The organism is Kurthia sibirica (assembly GCF_003143975.1).
GTDB lineage: Bacteria > Bacillota > Bacilli > Bacillales_A > Planococcaceae > Kurthia > Kurthia sibirica.
On sequence record NZ_QFVR01000001.1, the window covers coordinates 295320 to 317573 of the forward strand.

Below are 22254 nucleotides of genomic sequence, written 5' to 3' on the forward strand. Positions count from 1 at the left end.
CGCCACCCCAATATTTGATGGAGCACCTTTTTATTGCCTTGATTTAACTGGACCAAAACGTATTTTACAGTTGGACCAAAATCGGACCAAAATTATTTTTTATTCATATAAATATCGAATAATTCAACAGCATGTGTTTCCATCTTTTTAGTAATATGTGAATACGTATCGGCAGTAACTTGCATAGATGCATGGCCTAAACGATCTTGAAGCTCTTTCATATTGGCGCCAGTTTCTAACGGCATAACTGCATGGGTATGCTGTTAGAGTGAATAGGTAAGTGTTCATGATTTATTGTTTATAAACTCATCCTATATAAGAAACAATCAAGAAATAATGGTGTATTAAAAAACAGGCATACATGACCAAAAGTCATGTATGCCTGTTTTTTTGTATTATTCTACGCCACTAGCGTTTAAGCACCATTCAAATTCTTCTTTAGCGATACTAAAGCTAAGGTAAAATTCTTCCGAATCATCCCAAATTACGCCATATTTTAATGAATCTTCTGTTTTTCTATAAATAAGTTCAAGTCCTTCAACTCGTTTAGCTTGTAGGATTACATGGTCACCTTCTGGTAATTCTGCGATTTCCTTAGCATCTAAGTTTCTTAATTCAACTTTCTTAGCCAATTCTTTTAGTAATACTTTAAAGTCTGCATTCATATAATTCATCTCAACTCTCTTATTTCTTTTATATTTATTATTTTTAACAATCTCTTTATTCTACTATACTCCACGTCATATTTGTAGGAAAAGAATTAATAATTTCGAAAAAAATTATGTGTTTTCAGAAGATAAGTCATTTTTATGATAAAAGGTCGTTATAAGAAGTATTTTAGTGATCCATATGCTACGAAACATAATAGTTTAAATTCATATCTAAGTAGTCAACAATAGAATCATATTTTTTCTATGCGTTTTTATTTGGGTTTTTTCCCCATTTAATTTCTCTTTGCTAAATAAGTTTTTTTCATCAATATCAACTCCATTTTCCGGACCACTTCTAAGTCAAGATATAGGGCGTTAAAAGCAAGGGTCTGTCATGCTAGCGTGACAGATTCTCAAAGTCAAAAATAAGAAAAAACACCGCCTGCAGCTAGGGCACTGAAAAAGTCCACTTATGCACAGATAAGCGAGGACAGGAACGAATTTCGTTCCTGTCCTCGCTTTTCCTCGTAGCCGTTGATTCCGTTCCGGCGGACGCTTTTCGCGGGCACGGCTCCAGCCTTCTCCCTCGCTTCGCTCAGTCCGGGTGCTTCCGCTCGTGCTGTTCCCGCAGAAGTCGCCGCCTGCACTCCATCAACTTGTACTATTCATGGGTTAAAATGTGGTCTCGCCCGGTCACGGACCATCCTGTATAATAGTAGTTACTAATTAAAGGTGGTGCGACCATGATTTCCAAACAAGAAACCCTTAACTTAAGTCCCTATATGGCACTATATGATTTAATCATTCCAAAAGATAATATGCTTCGCCAGATCAATGAACTCGTTGATTTTTCATTTATTATAGACGAATTAAAATCAAAATACTGTTTGGATAATGGTAGAAATGCGATTCCACCAATTTTCGCTGTCAATCTTAAGCGGATATTAAAACTGCTAAATGAAAAAGAGTAAGAAATAGACAATGAAATAAGGCACTTTCTGTTCAAATCGAACAGAAAGTGCCTTATTTTTATCTAAAAAATCAACTCGTCATAAAAAACGTAAGTTTTTCAGTGCCCTCCCTGCAGCCGTTGCTTTTTCCCAGAGAAAAGTTCATTCCTCCCGACTCTTTCGGAGGCTTCCTCACCGGTTGACAGTTTCCAACTGTACATTTGGAAAAGCCAAGAGGGTAGAAGATCAGTGGGGCGAATCAACTTCTTAAATTTCTTCCACTTTGCTCCAGTCAGACATTTATCGTTGGGTACAAGAATATAGTCAAATTATCTATTGTTTGTGGAAGAAAAGAAATCACATTGTAGGTGATTCTTGGCGAATGGATTCATCCTTTAAGTTATTTTGTTGTAGTACCTTAATAAAAATGAATTGACAATAGATACCTTTGATTTATAATAGGATAGTAATGATTCTCATTCTCACTTAGTTTCAAGGAGGAAAATAAATGCGTTTAAAAATTAATAATATTCAAGTTGGTTATGACGATCAGACAATCGTTCACGACTTAAGCATAGAAATTCCAGATGGTAAAATTACGACGATTATTGGTGCTAATGGTTGTGGTAAATCAACGCTGTTGAAAGCGATTACCCGCATTATCCCACACCAAGCAGGTACGGTTATTTTAGATGGGGAAAATATTCAAAAAATGAATACAAAAGTTTTAGCGAGAGAGTTAGCAATTTTACCACAAAGTCCAGAAAGTGCGAGTGGTTTACTTGTTGAAGAATTGGTATCGTATGGTCGCTACCCTTACCAAAAAGGTTTTGGTAATTTATCTCAAAAAGATCGCGATATGATTGATTGGGCATTAGAAGCAACAAGTACAGCAGAATTTAGAAAACGTCCAGTTGATGCATTATCAGGTGGTCAACGTCAGCGTGTATGGATTGCTATGGCGTTAGCACAGGAAACGGATATTATTTTCTTAGATGAACCGACGACATATTTAGATATGGCCCATCAATTAGAAGTGTTGGAGTTATTGCAACAATTAAATGTCAAAGAAGGTCGTACGATTGTAATGGTGTTACATGATTTAAATCAAGCAGCTCGTTTTTCAGATTATATTATTGCGATGAATGCTGGTCATTTAATCAAAGCAGGCGATGCAACAGAAGTGATGACCAATGAAACATTACGTGATGTGTTTAATATTGACGCAGTTATTGGGGAAGACCCACGTACAAAAAAACCGATGTGTATTACGTATAATCTTTTGAAATCAGAAGAGCGTGCCTCAAAAAAGTCTGAAGTGCACGATATGGTTGTTTAAAGTAATTGGAGACCTATACAAACCGTGGAGCGTCATTCACTGTAAAAAAGTGACTAGACGAACGGTTATTTAAGTATGCCTACTATTCTACATAGAAAGAGAAGAGATGCATGAAGTACTTTAGAAAAATACCATTAGCGTTACAGTTAGTATTCATGTTTGTTGTGTTACTTATAGTCATGTTTGTTGCCATATCTTTTGGTGCAGCAAATACAACATTAGCAGATGTTTGGTATGCGATTTGGCATAGTAGTGATGATGAAAAAACAAATTTATTAAGGGAAATACGTTTCCCGCGTGTACTAGCTGCAGTAGCAGTTGGTGCAGCTTTGGCAGTTGCAGGTGCAATTATGCAAGGCGTTACACGTAATCCATTGGCGGATCCAGGTTTACTTGGGTTAACATCAGGAGCAAATGCTGCACTTGCCATTGGTTTTGTACTTGTACCGAATTTAGACTATAGTGGCGCAATGTTAGCCTGTTTTATCGGTGCAGCAATTGGGATGGCGATTGTCTATAGCATTGGCTCATCATCCAAAACAGGTATGTCCCCTTTGAAGCTCGTATTAGCAGGTGCAGCAGTATCTATGTTTTTACAGGCTGTAGCAGATGGTACAGGTTTGTTATTTCAAATTTCCAAAGATGTATCCATGTGGACTTCAGGCGGTCTTCAAGGGATTTCATGGAGTGCTTTTGTCGTCATGCCAATTATTATTGTGGCATTGATCAGTAGCATTATAATTAGCCGTCAATTGACTATTTTAAGTTTAAATGAAGATGTAGCCGTCGGACTAGGACAAAAAACATTTGTCATTAAAACCATGATGTTTATAATCGTCGTATTATTAGCTGGAGCAGCGGTATCAATCGTTGGTAATTTAGCCTTTATTGGCCTAATGATTCCACATATTGTACGTGGTTTAGTAGGCGCAGATTATCGGGCTATTATTCCGATGTCGATGATTGTTGGTGGGTTATTCATGGTCGTCGTTGATCTTATTGGTCGGACGATGAACGCACCGTTTGAAACACCAATCGTCGCCATTGTCTCGGTTTTAGGTTTACCATTCTTCCTAGTATTAGTTAAAAGAGGAGGACGATTCTTTGCATAAGCATTCAAGTATATGGCCTTGGTTAACGATGATGTTGCTCCTATTAGTGTCGATGATTGTCATTGGCTTATCAGTTGGCTATTCATCATTAGGTATAACGCAATTATTTTCTACCTTTATAGGAAATGGTAAAATGAGCGATGAATTTATTTTGTTTTCTGTACGCTTACCACGTGTTGTTATTTTACTATTAGCTGGTATGGCTTTAGCCGTTTCAGGTTCTCTATTACAAACGTTGACGAAAAATGATTTGGCAGATCCCGGGATTATCGGTATTAACGCAGGTGCTGGTATCGGTATTACAGTCGTCTATTTATTTGCCCGCGATCATTTTGCGAATTTTGCTTATGCACTACCAATCGTTGGGTTTTTAAGTGCAATCGCAACGGCTTTTCTTATTTATCTTTTTTCATATGAAAAATCTAAAGGAATTCAACCATTTCGCCTAGTATTAGTTGGTGTTGGTTTTGCCGCAGCATTGTCTGGTCTAATGATTATGTTGATCTCATCTGCGGAGCGCAGTGATGTAGCATTTATCTCAAGTTGGCTTGCTGGCAATGTGTGGGGAGCAGATTGGCCATTCGTCTGGGCATTACTACCATGGTTAGTCATACTCGTACCATTTGTTCTTTACCGAGCAAATAGCTTAAATATTTTAGGGTTAAGCGAACACACAGCAATTGGTTTAGGTGCATCAATGAATAAAGAACGTATTCTATTACTTGTCATTGCCGTGGCACTTGCAGCCGCAGCTGTATCTGTGACAGGTGGTATCGGATTTGTTGGTTTAATGGCGCCGCATATAGCAAAATCGCTTGTCGGACCAAAACATCAACGATTCTTGCCAGTCGCCTTGTTAATTGGTGCCATTCTATTGCTTATCGCTGATGTAATTGGCCGGTCAATATTGACGACATCAACCATTCCAGTTGGTATCGTTGTAGCCATTATCGGTGCGCCTTATTTTTTATATTTGTTAAAAAAACAGGGATAAATGATTTGGTTACTGTAATAAAATAATTCAAGGTGAGAAATAAGGTGTCATGCCTGTTCTCACTTTTTTTGTGTAATTAAGTGACAACGTCTTTTAACTTCTCTGTATTATTTCCTGGGGAATAAGATTCTATTACTTTGTTAGAATAATTGAAAATAAAGTAGATGTGACGATACTACTAATAGAAGTGAATGGATAGGGGTGAAAAATCATGACTATATTAGAAATTGATCAATTATCTATTACTGTAAACAATAAAAAAATAGTACATAATAGTAAACTGCTAATAGAAGAAGTAGGGATTTACGGTTTAATTGGCGGACGGGATGCTGGGAAAACACTGTTATTTGAATGGTTAAGTGGACAACTAGCACCGCTTGAAGGGGAAATTCAAATTACAGAAAAAAAGCAAGAGCAGCTACTACAAGCCAGTTTGGTGAAAATTAAACCATTATTAGTTAATCTCACTATTTTTGAAAATTTGAGGGTATTATGTAGTAATGCAGATTCAGTCAGTGAAGCAGATATCGTCTGGTATTTATCTTTTGTTGGTTTGAATCAATCAGATAATCGATTAGTAAGTGCCTTATCAAAGGCAGAAAAGTATCGACTAGCCATTGCACTATCGTTAATAGATAATCCTTCAATTCTGTTACTCGATGAACCTTTTTTTGACTTTACAATCGAAGACTTCAATATGATCCAACATATTTTATCAAAAATTATTGAATCAAATATAGCGATTGTGATTGCTACACGTAATGAGGAAGGGATTCGCCCACTATGTAAAAGAGTCTTCCGTCTGGCTCATGGGAAATTACAGTAAATCGTACGTAGTCGCAAATAACCAAGGCAAATCATCATTCGTATAGGAAGGATTTGCTTTTTTTATATCGTAATTAAAAATGATGCTTGCTATGAACGTAAATTATTGCAAATAGGTTAGTATGAAGCATATTATTAAGAGCATATCCATTAACACAATAGAACGATAGAGGGAGTGGTTTGATGTCAATTTATGATTATAAAGTGCAGTTAGAAGATGGCAAAGAATATTCAATGAGTGATTATAAAGGAAAGGCGATGCTCATTGTTAATACCGCTTCAAAATGTGGGTTTACACCACAGTTTGAGGAATTAGAAAAGTTATATGAAGATTATAAAGAGGAAGATTTTGTAGTGCTTGGATTCCCAACAAATCAGTTTAAGCAAGAAGTAGCAACAGCGCAAGAAGCAGCGCAGGAATGTCGCTTGAATTATGGTGTAACTTTTCCAATGCATAGTATGATTCAGGTTAATGGTGCACAGGAAGATCCATTATTTACTTATTTAAAAGACCATACAAAGGGTTTTTTAGGTAGTAGCATTAAATGGAATTTCACGAAGTTTCTTATAGACAAAGAAGGAAATATTGTGGGGCGTTATGCCTCAAAAGATAAGCCTTTGAGCTTGTCAAAAGACATTGAAAAGTTATTGTAAAAGAGAGAATTTTCATTTACTTTTATATCCTTGTATAGTAAGATAAAGAAGTAAAAAAATAATGCTTTAATTGGTGTGAAGCAACCTAGAAGTTGTTTTACTTAAAAGGGAAGTTGGTGTAAATCCAACGCTGTCCCGCAACTGTAAATGTGAGTATATCGTGCATATCCACTGTCTATTATTCATAGATGGGAAGGGCAAATTATACGTTGACCATGAGCCAGGAGACCTGCCAATTAATCGATGCATCTTGTTTTACCTACGAGGATAGGTTGATGTTAGCTACTTTATATCGTATTTCAGTAGATAACAGCACTCTTTCAAGGGTTGCTGTTTTTTTGTGGCCAGTTGTCTTTGTTTTACCCAATGATTCTAAGCAAGACCCCAACTATTTAGAACTCCCCAACTTCCAAGTAGTGTTTTATAGAGGAAGACAATATGACTGGTTCTAACAAAACTTAACTAAGTAAAAAGGTTGGTACAACATAATTGTTGTACCAACCTTTTTTGTAGTATCAAGATCTCCAAAAGAATGGTTCTATTATATATGTTGGGGTATTAAAACCATTCATGTTTTAGACAATTAGAAATAGTGCGTTACTTGTTTTTCGGCAGGAGTCCTCGCCATTTCTTTTAATCACAAAAGTTGAAGAAATCGAGGGCAAGTATGCTCTTTTTATAGAAATGCCGAAGCGTTCACCTATTTGTCCAGCTTGTCAGTCCATTACTTCGAAAGTACATGATGATCGCATACAAAAAATGAACCATTTAAAATGGTTTGATTGGGCTAAAAAAATCGAATGGCTTTTTAGAAGGTATTAATAACAAAACGAAAGTAATGAAACGACATGCATATGGTTATAAACGATTTGAGCAAAGATCTTACTAACATTAAAGTATAAAGAAGTTGGTTTACATCTGGGCTAAATGAAAAAGGTGAATGAAATTAAACTCATTATAGTAAGGATTAAAAAGATCTGACCTTGTTAATCGTTTGGTCGTTGTTAGACATTCTGACCTTGTCAAACGCGATTTGTATGCAAAAAGGGGCGACTAGAGAGTGTGATGTGCTTTCGTTTTGGTTAGTCAAATAGTTTTTTAAAAGGGAATCATCATCAAATATACGAAGGTGTAGGCGGTTTAATTTTATTGATGGAGGAAGAAATAGATGTGTATTTCGAGTAATGTATCGTCCGAAATGACTGACTAGAAAAAAGGGTATGATTTAAAAGAGCTAAATCATGTCACGTCAATGTTTAACGTGAAAATGAAAAATAAAGCGTTTTATAGATATTCAATAGGGAAAAGTAAAGATAACTACTCAATCCTCTTTAAAGTAGTAGTAAAATACCTAATATAGTGCTATATTGACTATATATTTTAAGCATCTAATTGAACAAAGGGAGCATGGCGAGATGTCAGAACACGAAAAAAAAACAAAAATTAAACAATCACGTTATCAAATAATAGCAGCAGATTTGGCTTCGAAAATTGTCGACCGCGAATACGAAGTTGGTGAGAAATTATATGCGCGTTCATCATTAGCAAGTAAGTATGGCGTATCGTCGGAAACTGCTAGACGTGCAATTGCCGTGTTGCAAGATTTAGGGATCGTCCAAGCGACAAAGGGGAGCGGCGTTTTTATCAAGTCTTATGAAGAAGCGGCTAAATTCGTTCATCAACTTAAGGATGTACAATCTGTTAAAGAGATTCAAAATGATATTATGCTGTCAATTTCGCAGCAAAAAGAAGAAATGATGAAATTAGAGCAAATGACGCAAGAATTAGTAACGCGCACAAACCGCTTTCATTCACTTAATCCATTCATACCTTTTCATGTAACAATCGGTTCTGAGTGTGTATATGTTGGATTAACAATTCAAGAATTGAACTTCTGGCAAAATACAACAGCTACAATTGTTGGTATACGTCATAACGATGATATGATTTTGTCGCCAGGCCCATATGCGACAATTCAAGAAGGCGATACCATCTATTTCATTGGCAATGAAGAAAGTTTAGACGTTGTAAAAAATTTTTTATATAAAGGTTAAATACTTGGGAAATGACGAAAAAATAGCATTTATTTGAAATCGTATTCATTTCTATACTGAAAAAATAAAAAAACACGATAAAGACAGCTGTAGTAAGCCGTATAACGTGTAAAGTAAAAAGAAACATATTTGTTTAAATCGATAAAAAATGATTGGGAAATAGAATGGAAAAGCGTTTCTAGCAACTGCTAGAGACGTTTTTTTTCGTGAAATTCATTTGACAGAAGTAACAACCTTTTGTTACGGTTAGGTTGTTACTTTGAAGGGTATATACAAACATATATGCTTTTCCACTATAAGAACCAAGGAGTTGTTGCTCTTGTCTAAAATAAGAGTTGAAAATGTAAGTAAAATATTTGGGAAGAAAATCCCACAAGCATTAGAGCTAGTAAAAAAAGGTGAATCTAAAACAGCGATATTGAAAAAAACCGGTGCTACAGTCGGTGTAAATAATACGAGCTTTGAAGTTGAAGATGGCGAAATATTCGTTATTATGGGGCTATCAGGTAGTGGTAAATCTACGCTCGTACGTTTATTAAATCGTTTGATTGAACCGACGACCGGGAGTATCTTAATTAATGGTGAAGATGTCTCTAAAATGAATAAAGCACAATTAAGAGAGATTCGACGTAATAAAGTAAATATGGTTTTCCAAAACTTCGGTTTATTTCCTCACCAAACAATCTTAAAAAATACAGAGTATGGTTTAAAGGTTCGAGGGGTTTCAAAGGAAGAGCGTCGTGTTAAAGCAGAAAAAGCTTTAGAAAACGCTGGCCTATTAGAGTTTAAGGATCAGTACCCAAGTCAGCTATCTGGTGGTATGCAACAGCGTGTCGGCTTAGCGAGAGCACTTGCGAATGATTCTGATATTGTCTTAATGGATGAAGCCTTTTCAGCCCTGGATCCTTTAATTAGAAAAGGTATGCAGGATGAGTTGATTGAACTCCAACAAAATGTTCAAAAAACAATAATTTTCATTACACATGATTTAAACGAGGCATTACGTATTGGCGATCGTATCGCGATTATGAAAGATGGCGCCATCATTCAGATCGGTACAGGTGAAGAAATTTTAACGAATCCTGCTGATGATTATGTTCGCAGTTTTATAGAAGATGTTGATCGTTCGAAAGTATTAACTGCAGAAAATATTATGGTACGTCCAGTTACGATAAATCCTGAAATTGATGGACCAAAAATGGCCTTGAAACGCATGAAGGACGAACAGGTAAGCCTCGTAATAGCCACAGATCGTAAAAAACAATTACTAGGTTTTGTAACAGCAGATCAGGCGTTACAATGTGCAAAAGATGGTAAAACCTTACTTGTTGATTGTATGCAAAAAGAAATGAATACTGTGCCATATGATATGCTTTTAGAAGATGTGCTAAATGTTATTCATGATTCTCCAACACCTGTTGCCGTTATAAAAGAGGGCAAGCTTGTTGGTGTATTAATCAGAGGCATCGTTATCGAAGCACTCGCGAAATCTAGTGTGGAGGTGCCAGAACATGAATAATTTATTAGATAAAATCCCACAGATGCCACTTGCAAAATGGACAAATGATGCAATGGATTGGGTAACAGAGACCTTCCAAGGTTTCTTTGATAGCATTCAAGAAAATACAGAAGGCGCTATGCTTTTTGTCACCGATGTATTACTAATGATTCCAGCGATTATTGTTATTTTAGCGATAGCGATATTAGCATACTTTGCTTCTAAACGAAAATTTGGGCTCGCAATTTTCACAGTAGTAGGTTTGTTATTCATCTACAATCAAGGGTTATGGGATGATCTTATGAATACCGTAACACTCGTATTGTTTGCTAGTTTGATTTCGATAATTGTCGGCATTCCAGTAGGGATACTAATGTCAAAAAGTACAACTTTTGAAAGTATTATGAAACCAATTTTAGATTTCATGCAAACAATGCCCGGTTTTGTATATTTAATTCCGGCTGTAGCATTTTTTGGTATTGGTATCGTACCCGGTGTATTTGCTTCAATAATCTTCTCAATTCCACCAACAATTCGCTTCACAAACTTAGCAATTCGCCAAGTACCAACAGAATTAATTGAAGCAGCAGAATCGTTTGGTAGCACAAGTGCACAAAAATTATTTAATGTAGAATTACCACTTGCTAAATCAACCATTATGGCTGGTGTCAATCAAACAGTAATGCTTGCATTATCTATGGTTGTCATTGCTTCAATGATTGGCGCAGAAGGTTTGGGTGGTAAAGTACTAACAGCAGTTCAGCGAGCAGAGGTAGGATCTGGCTTCGTAGCAGGTCTTGCACTAGTAATCTTCGCTATTATTATTGATAGACTTACACAGAGTATTAACAATAAAAAAGGATAGGACTGATTTAATGAAATTTTCAAAACCAATGAAATTTACAGCATTAGCACTAGGATTAGGTTTAACAGCAATTGTAGCAGGTTGTGGTTCATCCGATAAAGAATCATCAAAAGACGATAAAAAAATCGAATTAGCATATGTGGAGTGGGATACGGAAGTAGCCTCTACAAATGTTATTGCCAAAGTGTTAGAAGATAAGGGCTTTAAAGTAAAAACAACAGCACTTGATAATGCTGTGATGTGGGAGGCCGTATCGAATGGTAAAGCGGATGGTATGGTTGCTGGTTGGTTGCCGAATACACATGCTGCTCAATATGAAAAATATAAAGATAAACTAGTCGATTTAGGTGTCAATTTAAAAGGTGCCAAAGTTGGTTTAGTCGTGCCAGAATATATGAAAGTAGACTCAATTGCTGACCTTAAAGATCAAGCGAATAAGAGTATTACTGGAATTGAACCAGGTGCTGGTATTATGTCAGCAACTGAAAAAGCACTAAAAGAGTATAAAAACCTTTCAGATTGGAAGCTTAAATCATCTTCGTCAGGTGCTATGACCGTTGCATTAGGTCAAGCAATTAAGAAAAATGAAGACATTGTCATTACAGGTTGGTCACCACATTGGATGTTCCAAAAGTATGATTTAAAATATTTAAAAGATCCAGATAATGTTTTTGGTGGAGAAGAGTCAATCCATACATTTGTTTCGAAAGACTTGAAAAAGAAATCGCCAGAAGCGTATAAAATTTTAGATAATTTCCATTGGACAACAAAAGACATGGAAGAAGTTATGTTGGATGTTGCAGATGGTGAAACACCAGAAAAAGCAGCTGAAAAATGGATTAAAGCCCATAAAGATCAAGTAGATGAATGGACTAAATAAGTCTAGTCTATGAAAAAAGCAGGTACTCATTATTTATGGGTATCTGCTTTTTCGTATAATCTGCTTTTTATAGGTAAAGAAAGGGTTCTATACTAGTTTTTTTGGTCTTTAAGGTTCTATTATATATGTTGGGGTATCGAAATAATTCATATTTTAGATAGGTAGAAATAGTGAAAGTTTTCTGTCGATAAGTAGAGCACTCGTCATTTCTTTTAATCATGATGAACATATCTGAAAATAGACATAAAAAAAGAACAGCTTCACCAACTTTTATCTATTTGTCGAGTTTGTCAGTCAATGATCTCTAAAGTATATGATGATTGCGTACAAAAAAATTAACCACCTATCATCCATCAATGGTGTAGATTAGTTGCTTAACATCGGGGGTGCTAGAAAATGACTGCTTTTTTATATTTTTTCAAGTGTGTGACCAGAACCGCAAATAGATAGTGTTTTTACGGAATGAACCTAAAAGAGCCTGAGACAAACGTATTTTCAACACAGAAAATCCCGTATGATTTCGAAAAATCATACGGGATTATTCAGTTCAAGCCATTTCCGCTGCGAAAAACTTTTCCGTGGATCTGGCTTCAAACGCCTCGTCACTGCGTTCCTGTGGGGTTTTCAGCTCATGCTATTCCCGCAGGAGTCATTTTCTGCGCGTTCAATTGATTTGATGATTCGTATGGGGATAGACTATTTTTGTTTATTGTTGATTTATGATATACCAGTCAATTGAGCTAGTCAATTGGCTGTATGTTTGTTAATCGTTAATTAATTACGACCACCCATAGGTTCAGATGATGCTTTATTAAAAATGGAAATATGATGTAATTTTTTTGTTGTACTTGAGCCAACGAATTTTAATGTGTTTTTACCAGTAGTATAATTTAATACAGTATCAGAGCCGGTTTGCGTAATGCTTGTCGGTTTCCCTAAGACAGTTTTAATTTCGTCGAATGTCATATCTGATAATTTGAAAGAATTGTCCGGAGAGACAAATGTGCGGACATCATAGATGCGATCACCGCGTCCAACGGCCAACGCATACTGTACTGCGCCGTTCTTTTTATATTCGATATAGTTGGTATCATTCGAATATTGCGTGTCGGGTTCACCCCACTGTGCAAGTACATCTTCGAGAACCGTTTCGCCGCTTTCAAAAGGAACACCTTCAGTCATACCATTTTTAGCTGTTTTTAATTGATTTTGTAAAAAATCCTTATGTATGGGATTTACTTTAACTGAAGGAGTAGTACTAGTTGTTGCTTTTTTTTCAGTAGTTGACGTTGCCTCTTCCTTTGACTTCGTATTTGTAGTTGTCTCAGAATCGGTAGTGGATGTCGTGTCCTTGTCGTTTTGTTGAGAATCTTGTGTATTGTCAGCTGTTGCCTCATCATCTACGTCATTTTTTTGTGGTGAAACAGGCTCTTTCTTAGGTGCTTCTTCTTTTTTGTCACCATTGGATGTTTCTTCGATATTTTCTTGCGGAGTCGGTGAAGCTTCCTTCTCACCACAAGCTGCTAATAGTAGCATGGAACTGGCAACGATTGATAAAAACTTTAGTTGTTTCATAAATGAAAATCCTCCTTACGTCATTATCTATTAATTACTTGTTAAGTATAACAGATTCATATTACAGCAATTATACATTATGACGTAATTAGGTGGAAAGTAGTTGCTAAAATGTTAAAAAAGTCATATAAAAAAGAAGCATAACCGTAGAGTGAACGGAACCCGTCTAAATTTAGAAATGCTAGAATTGAGTTCTATACATAGTGCTTGAATGAAAATCTTAGATGCAGAGCAACAAAATATATCGTTTATTTGGAAATCAATTGATAGCTATAAAGACTGTTATAGAGAATGATAGACCACTTTTTTTGATTCAATGATTTCGAAAGAAAATCCAGCTTTTCTAAAGATGGATTTCCTTAAATAGTATGGGCAGTATAAGGAAATTTTTCGGTAAAAAACCCCGAATAGGTTCACTTTTTAAGTGTCCGCTATTCGGGGTTCAGTTCTAAGATGGTTTATGTTTTTTTAAAGAATTATTGAACAACTGATAAACGTGGAGTAGTTACCGTTGCTGTATTTAAATTTTTTGTGTTTGTTAAGTATTGAATAAATGCATCCGTATCAAGACCTAAATCATCAATTACTTTTGCAGATTTAAATGTAGGGAAATTATCGCCGCCACCGATTAAGAAATCATTTACAACTGCTTTGTATACTTTGTTGTCATCAATTTTTTCTTCACCAGCAAAGACATCAACAACACCTGATTTGTTGTATGTGTAGGTTAAACCAGCAACTTCAAGACCATAACCACCAGTAAATTGGTTACCGATTGCTTCTTTTACTTGCTTACCTGTTAGTTCAACAATTTTTAAAATATTCCCGAAAGGTTGAACACCTTGTGCAGCACCGCGTGAAATAACATAGCTATCTGCATTTTGAACACCATCTAAATCAGAACGAACGCCACCTGAGTTAGTGAAGGCGAAGTTGACTGATGGATCAGCAGCTTGTGCATAAGCTAATTGACCGTCTGTCACAAGATTCCCTACGGAAGAACCGCCCATTGGATATGCTAAACGATCACGTGATACTTTAGCAGCATCCATAGTAGCAATCGGTAAGTCCATTACTTTTCCTACGATTGTTTTAGCTTCTTGTACGATATTATTTACTTTTTTAGACACAGCATTTGATTGAATGACAGTATCAGTTTGTGTGTAATTATATTTAATTTGTGCGGAAGGTGTTGCGATGAAATCCTTCGTTTTAGAACTTAATGTACCTGTCACAACTGAGTAAGCAGTTGCATAATTATATGATTGTACAATACGAACACCTTTGTATGTTCCATTAGCATATGCATGATTATGACCGGCAAAGACAACATCAATTGAGTTTTTTGGATCTAATGTATTCGCTGTTTTAATCATGTCAACGATATCGCCTTTCAGACGAGTTTGTCCTTGTGTTTCAATAGAAGAACCGGCTTCTTTGTCAACTTCAACTGCTGAGTGTGCCACAATTGCAATTGCATTTACACCCTGTTTACGTAATTCTTTTGTATATTTTGCAACAGCCGTTCCAGGATCTACAACATCAATATTATTTGTATGTTGAGCTAATACAACCTCTTTGATCGTTGGTGTAACGATACCGATAAAGCCAACTTTTACACCGCCGATAGATTTCACAGTGTATGGTTTGAATCCTTTAACTAATTTTTTTGTTTTTTTATCTACAACATTAGCAGAAAGAATCTCCATATCTGAAGTCGTTTGTTTGTAGTTTTTAACGTATTCATAATTTTGCGTTATACCTTTAATTGGTTTCTTACCTTGCCAAATACGTTGGAATTCGTCTAAACCTTCATCAAATTCATGGTTACCTAAAGCACCCACTTTGAATTTCATAGCATTTAAAATATTCATTGTCGGTTCATCTTGTAACATACTTGAAATAGCTGGTGAACCACCAACTGTATCGCCAGCATGTACGGAGATTGAGTTTGTATTCGCCGATTTTAATTTGTATTTCTTAGCAAAAGCTGCTTTTTCTTGCTCGAAATTATATGCAAGAGAAGCCATTCCACCTACAGGATTACCAGCGGCATCTTTTTTGTTATTGCCATCAATATATCCATGTAAATCATTCATACCTAGAAATTGTACAGGAATTTTTTTCTCTGTCACTTTTTTTGTCGTTGTTGTTTTAGCAGTAGCATCGAAGCTAGTAGCTGCGAATGGTACAGATGCTAAAAGAGCAACGGCACTTAGTGAAGCGATAAATTTTGATTTGAACATTACTTACACCCCTTAAGTTTTGTTTGATCGTACCATTTTAATATAGTAAGAAAAGGAAGGTTTAGCAATAAATAATTTCATATTTAATAAAGTTGAATAATGCAAAAAAATAGTTTTTATCAAGAAAGTACAATTTAAATATTCGTAATAGTCTAAATGTTATACGGCAGACTTTAGACGTTCATTGTTTCATGTCACAAGCAAGAAAAAGAAGAAAAGTCCATCATAAAAAAATTTCATGAGCAAAATAAAAAACGATCCGTATAAATAGGGATCGTTTACATGATGTTACTTAATTTTTACCGCGCGGCTAGTATAATGTGCATCAATCATTTTTAATTTAGTTAAATATTCGATTAAAATATCTGTATCAATAGCGATTGTTTTTAAATTTTTAGCTTGTTTAAAGACAGAAAAATTATCTTTACCGCCACTTAAAAAATCATTGATGACGACATTATAGGTTTTTTGTAAATCGAGAGAAGCATTAGTTGAGTCAACGAAAATATCAACGATTCCTCGGTCATTATATGTGTAATGTAAACCTGCAACTTCTAAGGTACGAGTACCATTGTTAAATTGGCTATTCAAAGCTTCTTTAATCTGGTTACCAGTCATTGTTACATGTTGTAAAAAATTATTGAACGGCTGTACAGCTTGGGCAGCACCCCATGTCACAATATAATTATTTCCTATTTTTTTACCAATTAAATCGGTACGAACACCACCAGTATTCGTAAAGGCGAAATCAGTTGGATACTTTTTGGCATTGGCCATTTTTAATTGGGCATCTGTAATAATATTCCCAATGGCGGCACCGAAGCCATCGGGATCGGGGACACTATTAATACGTTCAACATGCATCGTAGCTATTTTAGCATTGATAATTGGATGGACACGTTTATTAGCATCTTTAATGATGGCTTCAACTTTTTTGGCAACTTTATTTTTGGCAATTGTTGTAGACGATTTTGTGTAATTATATTTAATTTCAGCCTGTGGCATTTTAATGAAATCTTTTGTCTTAGAGCTTAATATACCAGTTACAGCACTGTAGGCATTGCTATACTGCAAAGATTGCACAACACGAATCCCTTTATATGAACCATTGACAAAAGAATGACTATGTCCTGAAAAAACAAGATCAATGGAGTTTTTAGGGTCGATTTTATTGACGCCTTGTAACAGATTTACTACATCTCCTTCAACGGTTGCCGATTTTTGAGTATCGATTGTTGTTCCTGCAGAAGCGTTCATCTTAGCACCCATATGAGCAAGAATAACAATCGCATTGACGCCTTTTTTACGGAGTTCTTTGGTATATTTTGCGACCGCTATTTCCGGTTTAATAACTGAAATATTTTTCATATGTTCATCCATAACAATTTCTTTAATAGTAGGTGTTACAACGCCAATATAGCCAATATTGATGCCGTCTACTTTTTTAATGGTATATGGTTTGAAGCCGTTCAAAAGTTTCTTACTATTTTTTTCTATAATATTTGAAATGACGATGTCTGTTGTGGATTTTGACGTATTATAATATAAAATATTTTCGAAATTAGGTGTGTCATAGGTCGGGCGATTCCCGTGTAAAATACGTTTAAATTCAACGATGCCTTCATCAAATTCATGGTTGCCAACCGTACCCACATGGAAACCAATAGCATTCATACTATTCATTGTTGGCTGGTCTTGTAATAAGCCAGAAATAGCAGGAGAACCTCCAACAATATCACCAGATTGAACAAGCACAGAATTACTTTTAATTGAAGTTAGTGCATTACTTTTAGCGAAAGTACGTTGTTCCTGTTGAAAATTATAAGCAAGGGAAGACATACCACCGATTGCTTTGCCGTTTTCTGCTTTATTAGAATTGCCTTCTATAAAACCATGAAGATCATTAATACCAAGAAATTGAACAGGTATTTTTTTCTCAATCTCTTTTTTCGCAACAGCCTGACTAGTTGGCGTGAACACTTGGAATGCCAAGAAAATAGCGCCAAATGATAGTGCAACTTTAAATTTTTTCATTATAATCCTCCAGTTTTTTTCAATTGTATACAATATTATAGGTAAAAAGAATAATAATCAATATAGTAATTATGTTATATTTACTATATTTTATTTTAATTACTAGTTAAAAAGTTTCTTTTTTAAGTCGAAAGGACGGCTCATTGATGGGATATTAGATACGACTAAAGGATGCTACAATAAATAACGCTATTTTTCCAATCAAGCTGATGCTTTAACAGGGAGATGAGAAGACAAAAAAATGCTACGAAAAATGAATCATTTTTCGTAGCATTTTCTATATAGGCATAAATTTTAATGAATATTGCGGTATAAGCCAACAACTTTTCCTAAAACAGACACATTGTTTACGATGATTGGTGCCATTGTAGAATTTTCTGGTTGTAGACGGAAATAGCCATCTTCCTTAAAGAAACGTTTGACAGTTGCCTCATTTTCTTCCGTCATAGCAACAATTATATCGCCGTTACTTGCTGAAGATTGCTGTTTGACGATGACGTAATCACCATCTAAAATACCAGCTTCAATCATTGATTCACCCATAATTTCCAACATGAAAATATGGTCATCTTCTGATCCATATGTATTTGGAATAGGGAAGTACTCTTCAATATTTTCGATCGCAGTAATCGGTAGGCCGGCAGTCACTTTACCTAGTAATGGGACATGACGTACGCTATGTTTTAATGTATCGCCCATATTAAAAGGGTCCAATATTTCAATTGCACGTGGTTTTGTTTTATCTCGACGAATATAGCCTTTCGTTTCGAGACGCTCAAGATGACCATGAACAGTGGAGCTCGAAGCAAGTCCGACAGCTTGTCCAATTTCACGAACGGAAGGCGGATAACCTTTGCTTTGGACCTCATCTTTTATAAAGTCAAGAATCGATTCCTGACGTTTAGAAATTTTAGTTTTTTTCAATACATCGTTCATTGTTTCACCCCAATTTTCTTTCAATTATTTGTATGTCGAGTATATCATTTGTTAAAAATAAAAGCAAACAATTGTTCTATAAAACAGTTGACAAAAACATATGTTCGGATTAATATGAGAACATACATTCCGAATACAATATTATACAAAAAAGGGGTAATGACAATGAAGTGGTTAAAAAGAAATATTAATATCTTTCTTATTGTTGCATTAGTAGTATTATTAGTAGGAGTTTGCTTTAATAATTTAGCGTTTGAAAAAAATACACAGGAAATTACAGTTGAATCAGGCGATACACTGTGGACTTTATCTCAAAAACATCGCGGTTCTATTAGCCAATACAAATGGCTACAGCAAGTAAAGTCAGATAATGATATAAAAGGAGATTTAATCGTTGTAGGAAAAACATTGTTAATCCCACAATCAGAAAAAAATAAGACTAATAAATTGGAAATTGCGAGTGATCAATAATGACAAAAAAAAGTTTAGCTGTAGCTTATTGTCGTGTAAGCACAGAAAAGGAAACACAAGATCGTTCTTTAGAGAGACAGCAGGAAGAGTTGGAACACTTTGCTGCAGAACAGGGTTATGCGTTAGAGGAGGTGTTTTTCGATCGTCACAGCGGTTTTGATGTCGATCGTGAAGGGTTATTAAATATGCTCGATTTCTTAAAGCAACATAAGGGGAGCGTACTTTTTATACAAGATGAGACGCGTATTGGTCGTGGCAATGGACGTATTGCGGTGCTTCATTTACTCCAAAAAACAGAAACATCCATTTACACGCTCAATAATACAGGAATCATTAAATTTAGTGATATGGATTCCATGTTGCTTGAAATATTGGCAATCGTGGAAGAATATCAGCGTAAAATACATAATGCAAAAATTAAGCGTGGTATGAAACGTGCTGTTGAAAATGGCTACCGTCCAGAAAATAATATTGTTAATCGAGGAAATCCAGAAGGGCGAGAACGTATTGACATTCCGATAGAACAAATTGTTACTTTACGTCAAAAAGGATTAACTTATGAGGAAATAACGGCAACACTATGTACACTAGGCTTTAAAGTAAGCAAAGCAACGGTTCATAGAAGATTTGTTGAGTATGTCGAAAATCAACAATCATGAGTGAAGTGCATAGTTCTTTACAGTTTTTTTCATACCTTATATAATGGTGTCAGTTCGAAAGGGTGATTAACTATGTTATCAAAAGAAAAATTAGCACGCATTAGCGAGCTTTCTAAAATGAAAAAAGCAGGTACATTAACAACTGAACAAGCGAAAGAACAAACGGCACTTAGACAGGAATATTTAGATACATTCCGTTCTACAATGCGCGATACGATTGAAAATGTACGTGTCTTTGATCCAAGTGGTGAAGAAGTTACACCTGAAAAATTGCGTCAAAAACAATCGAAAAATTTAAATTAATAATACGAAGAGAGTGCGATTTGAAATATCGCACTCTTTTTCCATGATAAAAACCTAATTTTTCCCATATTGTGGTGATTGCTTAAAACTATTTCCAAATTAGTCGTCAAACGACAATTATAACCATTGTTTTCTCAACACATCTTGACTAAACTGTATATAGAAACAAATTTTGCACTTATGAAAGGATGTCAACTTTACATGACGCAACGCGCAGATCAATTAGCTATTAACACTATCCGAACTTTATCAATTGATGCAATTGAAAAAGCAAACTCAGGTCACCCTGGATTACCAATGGGAGCAGCGCCTATGGCATATACTCTTTGGACTAAACAGCTACAACATAATCCTCAAAATCCTTCTTGGTTTAACCGCGATCGTTTTGTTTTATCAGCTGGTCACGGCTCAATGCTTTTATATAGCCTTCTTCATCTTGGTGGTTATGACCTACCAATGTCAGAAATTAAAAGTTTCCGTCAATGGGGTTCATTAACTCCAGGACATCCAGAATTCCGCCATACTGCAGGCGTAGAAGCAACAACTGGTCCACTTGGACAAGGTATTTCTATGGCTGTTGGTATGGCAATGGCTGAAAATCACTTAGCAGGCGTTTACAATAAACCGAATCATTCAATCGTAGATCACTATACTTTTGCTTTATGTGGTGATGGTGATTTAATGGAAGGCGTATCAGCCGAAGCAGCGTCATTAGCTGGACATCTACAACTTGAAAAATTAATCGTACTTTATGATAGCAACGATATCTCACTGGATGGCGAACTAAATAAATCATTCTCTGATGATACAGCAGCACGTTTTAAAGCGTATAATTGGAACTATATTTTAGTGGAAGATGGCAATGATATAGATGCAATCAACGCTGCAATCGTGGGTGCAAAAGCACAAACGGGTAAACCAACTTTAATCGAAATTAAAACAGTAATTGGTTTTGGTTCACCTAATAAATCAGGTAAATCTGACTCTCACGGTGCACCACTTGGTACGGATGAAGTAGCTTTGACAAAAGCAAACTACGATTGGAATCATGAACCATTCTTTGTACCAGAAGAAGTATATGAAACATTTAAAGCAGCTGCGAAAACACAGGGTGTTGAAGCAGAAGCAGCTTGGAATAAATCATTAGAGGCCTACAAAACAGCCTTCCCAGAACTTGCAGCGCAATTTGAACTGGCTATCTCAGGCGAATTACCAGCAGACTTTGCTCAGGATGTTCCTGTATACGAAATCGGTAAATCAATCGCAACTCGTTCTTCTTCAGGTGAAGTGATCAATGCGCTTGCGAAAAACACACCAACATTATTTGGTGGTAGTGCAGACTTAGCAAGTTCAAATAAAACGACAATCAAAGGTGCTGGAGATTATTCTGCACAAAATCCAGCAGGTCGTAATATTTGGTTCGGAGTACGTGAATTTGCAATGGGTACAGCTTTGAATGGTCTAGCTCTTCACGGAGGCGTCAATGTTTTTGGTGCTACATTCTTCGTATTCTCTGATTATGTACGTCCGGCAATACGTCTATCTGCTTTAATGGGTCTACCAGTGACGTATGTTTTCACTCACGATTCAGTAGCTGTAGGTGAAGATGGTCCAACACATGAACCTGTTGAGCACTTAGCAGCATTACGTGCTATTCCAAACTTAGCTGTCGTTCGTCCTGCAGATGCCAATGAATCGGCGATTGCATGGAAACAAGCCTTAACATCTAAAACACGTCCTACAGCTTTAGTATTATCTCGTCAAAACTTACCAGTTCTTGATGTAGATTATGCAGTTCTTGAGGCAGGTGTGATGAAGGGTGGATATGTACTTTCTAAATCTACAAAAGAAGTGGCAGATGTCTTATTAATCGCTACTGGTTCTGAAGTCCAATTAGCTGTTGCTGCAAAAGCACAATTAGCAAAAGATGGTATTGACGCAACTGTTGTATCGATGCCAGATGTAGCACGCTTCGATGAACAAGATGCTCTATATAAAGAATCTGTCTTACCAAAAGCAACAACAAAACGTTTAGCAATCGAAATGGCTTCTTCATTCGGTTGGCATAAATATACTGGTTTCGAAGGAGATGTACTAGCGATTGATACATTCGGCGCAAGTGCTCCTGGAGATACAGTAATCGAACAATATGGTTTCACTGTTGAAAATGTAATAGCTAAAGTTAACGCTTTGCTGAAATAATACTGTA

General features: G+C 35.9%; 19 protein-coding genes, 3 pseudogenes and 1 riboswitch. Of the genes and pseudogenes, 16 read left to right on the forward strand and 6 right to left on the reverse strand.

The genetic code is table 11. The features are described 5' to 3' along the window. Positions 1–92: 92 nt before the first annotated feature. Together DEX24_RS17650 and DEX24_RS01395 are read right to left on the reverse strand one after the other, a co-directional pair. The gene (locus tag DEX24_RS17650; protein WP_282956602.1) at positions 93–221 is read right to left on the reverse strand and encodes a hypothetical protein; all 129 of its coding nucleotides are present in this window, start codon (positions 219–221) and stop codon (positions 93–95) included. Between the two features lie 174 nt (positions 222–395). Then, positions 396–674: a hypothetical protein gene (locus tag DEX24_RS01395; protein ID WP_109304603.1), complete on the reverse strand. Its 279-nt coding sequence runs from the start codon at positions 672–674 to the stop codon at positions 396–398. Between the two features lie 719 nt (positions 675–1393). Between DEX24_RS01395 and DEX24_RS01405 the strand changes: the two are divergent. The 12 genes and pseudogenes from DEX24_RS01405 to DEX24_RS17070 form a co-directional block, all read left to right on the forward strand. Beyond that, a pseudogene (locus DEX24_RS01405) lies at positions 1394–1570 on the forward strand (transposase); the annotation flags it as partial. A 328-nt stretch (positions 1571–1898) separates the two neighbouring features. Beyond that, positions 1899–1997, forward strand: a pseudogene (locus DEX24_RS17360) (IS6 family transposase); the annotation flags it as partial. A gap of 111 nt (positions 1998–2108) precedes the next feature. Further along, positions 2109–2939, forward strand: a complete 831-nt coding sequence (locus tag DEX24_RS01415; protein WP_109304605.1) for an ABC transporter ATP-binding protein — start codon at positions 2109–2111, stop codon at positions 2937–2939. A gap of 110 nt (positions 2940–3049) precedes the next feature. Then, positions 3050–4051, forward strand: a complete 1002-nt coding sequence (locus DEX24_RS01420; RefSeq protein WP_109304606.1) for a FecCD family ABC transporter permease — start codon at positions 3050–3052, stop codon at positions 4049–4051. A gap of 28 nt (positions 4052–4079) precedes the next feature. After that, positions 4080–5045: a FecCD family ABC transporter permease gene (locus tag DEX24_RS01425; RefSeq protein ID WP_109304674.1), complete on the forward strand. Its 966-nt coding sequence runs from the start codon at positions 4080–4082 to the stop codon at positions 5043–5045. Between the two features lie 211 nt (positions 5046–5256). Further along, positions 5257–5871 (forward strand): ATP-binding cassette domain-containing protein, encoded by a 615-nt coding sequence (locus tag DEX24_RS01430; RefSeq protein ID WP_109304607.1) that lies wholly within the window; start codon positions 5257–5259, stop codon positions 5869–5871. Between the two features lie 182 nt (positions 5872–6053). Continuing rightward, positions 6054–6524 carry a glutathione peroxidase gene (locus DEX24_RS01435; protein WP_109304608.1) on the forward strand — a complete coding sequence of 157 codons (471 nt, stop codon included), beginning with the start codon at positions 6054–6056 and terminating at the stop codon, positions 6522–6524. Between the two features lie 54 nt (positions 6525–6578). After that, positions 6579–6775: riboswitch (cobalamin riboswitch) on the forward strand. Between the two features lie 545 nt (positions 6776–7320). Further along, a pseudogene (locus DEX24_RS01440) lies at positions 7321–7451 on the forward strand (transposase); the annotation flags it as partial. A gap of 488 nt (positions 7452–7939) precedes the next feature. Continuing rightward, on the forward strand, positions 7940–8578 hold the full coding sequence (locus tag DEX24_RS01445; protein WP_109304609.1) for a GntR family transcriptional regulator: 639 nt from the start codon (positions 7940–7942) through the stop codon (positions 8576–8578). A gap of 319 nt (positions 8579–8897) precedes the next feature. Continuing rightward, complete coding sequence (locus DEX24_RS01450) at positions 8898–10097, forward strand: quaternary amine ABC transporter ATP-binding protein (RefSeq protein WP_109304610.1); 1200 nt, start codon at positions 8898–8900, stop codon at positions 10095–10097. Beyond that, positions 10090–10941, forward strand: a complete 852-nt coding sequence (locus DEX24_RS17065; RefSeq protein ID WP_147016163.1) for an ABC transporter permease — start codon at positions 10090–10092, stop codon at positions 10939–10941. Before DEX24_RS01450 ends, DEX24_RS17065 begins: the two co-directional genes overlap by 8 nt. Before the next feature lie 10 nt (positions 10942–10951). Then, on the forward strand, positions 10952–11821 hold the full coding sequence (locus DEX24_RS17070) for a glycine betaine ABC transporter substrate-binding protein (protein ID WP_246131454.1): 870 nt from the start codon (positions 10952–10954) through the stop codon (positions 11819–11821). Positions 11822–12595: 774 nt separating this feature from the next. On the opposite strand, the gene DEX24_RS01460 is transcribed toward DEX24_RS17070, so the two are convergent. From DEX24_RS01460 to lexA, 4 genes are all read right to left on the reverse strand, one after another. Next, the gene (locus DEX24_RS01460; RefSeq protein WP_109304611.1) at positions 12596–13396 is read right to left on the reverse strand and encodes a DUF4309 domain-containing protein; all 801 of its coding nucleotides are present in this window, start codon (positions 13394–13396) and stop codon (positions 12596–12598) included. A 476-nt stretch (positions 13397–13872) separates the two neighbouring features. Continuing rightward, the gene (locus DEX24_RS01465) at positions 13873–15642 is read right to left on the reverse strand and encodes a bifunctional metallophosphatase/5'-nucleotidase (RefSeq protein WP_109304612.1); all 1770 of its coding nucleotides are present in this window, start codon (positions 15640–15642) and stop codon (positions 13873–13875) included. Positions 15643–15930: 288 nt separating this feature from the next. Then, positions 15931–17676, reverse strand: a complete 1746-nt coding sequence (locus DEX24_RS01470) for a bifunctional metallophosphatase/5'-nucleotidase (protein WP_109304613.1) — start codon at positions 17674–17676, stop codon at positions 15931–15933. 294 nt (positions 17677–17970) lie between these two features. Further along, positions 17971–18612: a transcriptional repressor LexA gene (gene lexA, locus DEX24_RS01475; protein ID WP_109304614.1), complete on the reverse strand. Its 642-nt coding sequence runs from the start codon at positions 18610–18612 to the stop codon at positions 17971–17973. A 165-nt stretch (positions 18613–18777) separates the two neighbouring features. On the opposite strand from lexA, the gene yneA reads away from it, so the two are divergent. The 4 genes from yneA (at position 18778) to tkt (ending at position 22247) form a co-directional block, all read left to right on the forward strand. Further along, entirely contained in the window at positions 18778–19083 is a 306-nt protein-coding gene (gene yneA / locus DEX24_RS01480; protein WP_170112800.1) for a cell division suppressor protein YneA, read from the forward strand. Next, complete coding sequence (locus DEX24_RS01485; RefSeq protein ID WP_109304616.1) at positions 19083–19742, forward strand: YneB family resolvase-like protein; 660 nt, start codon at positions 19083–19085, stop codon at positions 19740–19742. Before yneA ends, DEX24_RS01485 begins: the two co-directional genes overlap by 1 nt. A gap of 72 nt (positions 19743–19814) precedes the next feature. Beyond that, positions 19815–20045 (forward strand): DUF896 domain-containing protein, encoded by a 231-nt coding sequence (locus DEX24_RS01490; protein ID WP_109304617.1) that lies wholly within the window; start codon positions 19815–19817, stop codon positions 20043–20045. Positions 20046–20246: 201 nt separating this feature from the next. Next, positions 20247–22247 carry a transketolase gene (tkt, locus tag DEX24_RS01495; RefSeq protein ID WP_109304618.1) on the forward strand — a complete coding sequence of 667 codons (2001 nt, stop codon included), beginning with the start codon at positions 20247–20249 and terminating at the stop codon, positions 22245–22247. The last annotated feature ends 7 nt before the right edge of the window (positions 22248–22254 follow it).

Bases quoted from the DNA above. Each gene is read 5' to 3' on its own strand.
- DEX24_RS17650 (WP_282956602.1), bottom strand. From the start codon at position 221: ATGAAAGAGCTTCAAGATCGTTTAGGCCATGCATCTATGCAAGTTACT.
- DEX24_RS01395 (WP_109304603.1), bottom strand. From the start codon at position 674: ATGAATTATATGAATGCAGACTTTAAAGTATTACTAAAAGAATTGGCT.
- DEX24_RS01415 (WP_109304605.1), top strand. From the start codon at position 2,109: ATGCGTTTAAAAATTAATAATATTCAAGTTGGTTATGACGATCAGACA.
- DEX24_RS01420 (WP_109304606.1), top strand. From the start codon at position 3,050: ATGAAGTACTTTAGAAAAATACCATTAGCGTTACAGTTAGTATTCATG.
- DEX24_RS01425 (WP_109304674.1), top strand. From the start codon at position 4,080: ATGATGTTGCTCCTATTAGTGTCGATGATTGTCATTGGCTTATCAGTT.
- DEX24_RS01430 (WP_109304607.1), top strand. From the start codon at position 5,257: ATGACTATATTAGAAATTGATCAATTATCTATTACTGTAAACAATAAA.
- DEX24_RS01435 (WP_109304608.1), top strand. From the start codon at position 6,054: ATGTCAATTTATGATTATAAAGTGCAGTTAGAAGATGGCAAAGAATAT.
- DEX24_RS01445 (WP_109304609.1), top strand. From the start codon at position 7,940: ATGTCAGAACACGAAAAAAAAACAAAAATTAAACAATCACGTTATCAA.
- DEX24_RS17065 (WP_147016163.1), top strand. From the start codon at position 10,090: ATGAATAATTTATTAGATAAAATCCCACAGATGCCACTTGCAAAATGG.
- DEX24_RS17070 (WP_246131454.1), top strand. From the start codon at position 10,952: ATGAAATTTTCAAAACCAATGAAATTTACAGCATTAGCACTAGGATTA.
- DEX24_RS01460 (WP_109304611.1), bottom strand. From the start codon at position 13,396: ATGAAACAACTAAAGTTTTTATCAATCGTTGCCAGTTCCATGCTACTA.
- DEX24_RS01465 (WP_109304612.1), bottom strand. From the start codon at position 15,642: ATGTTCAAATCAAAATTTATCGCTTCACTAAGTGCCGTTGCTCTTTTA.
- DEX24_RS01470 (WP_109304613.1), bottom strand. From the start codon at position 17,676: ATGAAAAAATTTAAAGTTGCACTATCATTTGGCGCTATTTTCTTGGCA.
- lexA (WP_109304614.1), bottom strand. From the start codon at position 18,612: ATGAACGATGTATTGAAAAAAACTAAAATTTCTAAACGTCAGGAATCG.
- yneA (WP_170112800.1), top strand. From the start codon at position 18,778: ATGAAGTGGTTAAAAAGAAATATTAATATCTTTCTTATTGTTGCATTA.
- DEX24_RS01485 (WP_109304616.1), top strand. From the start codon at position 19,083: ATGACAAAAAAAAGTTTAGCTGTAGCTTATTGTCGTGTAAGCACAGAA.
- DEX24_RS01490 (WP_109304617.1), top strand. From the start codon at position 19,815: ATGTTATCAAAAGAAAAATTAGCACGCATTAGCGAGCTTTCTAAAATG.
- tkt (WP_109304618.1), top strand. From the start codon at position 20,247: ATGACGCAACGCGCAGATCAATTAGCTATTAACACTATCCGAACTTTA.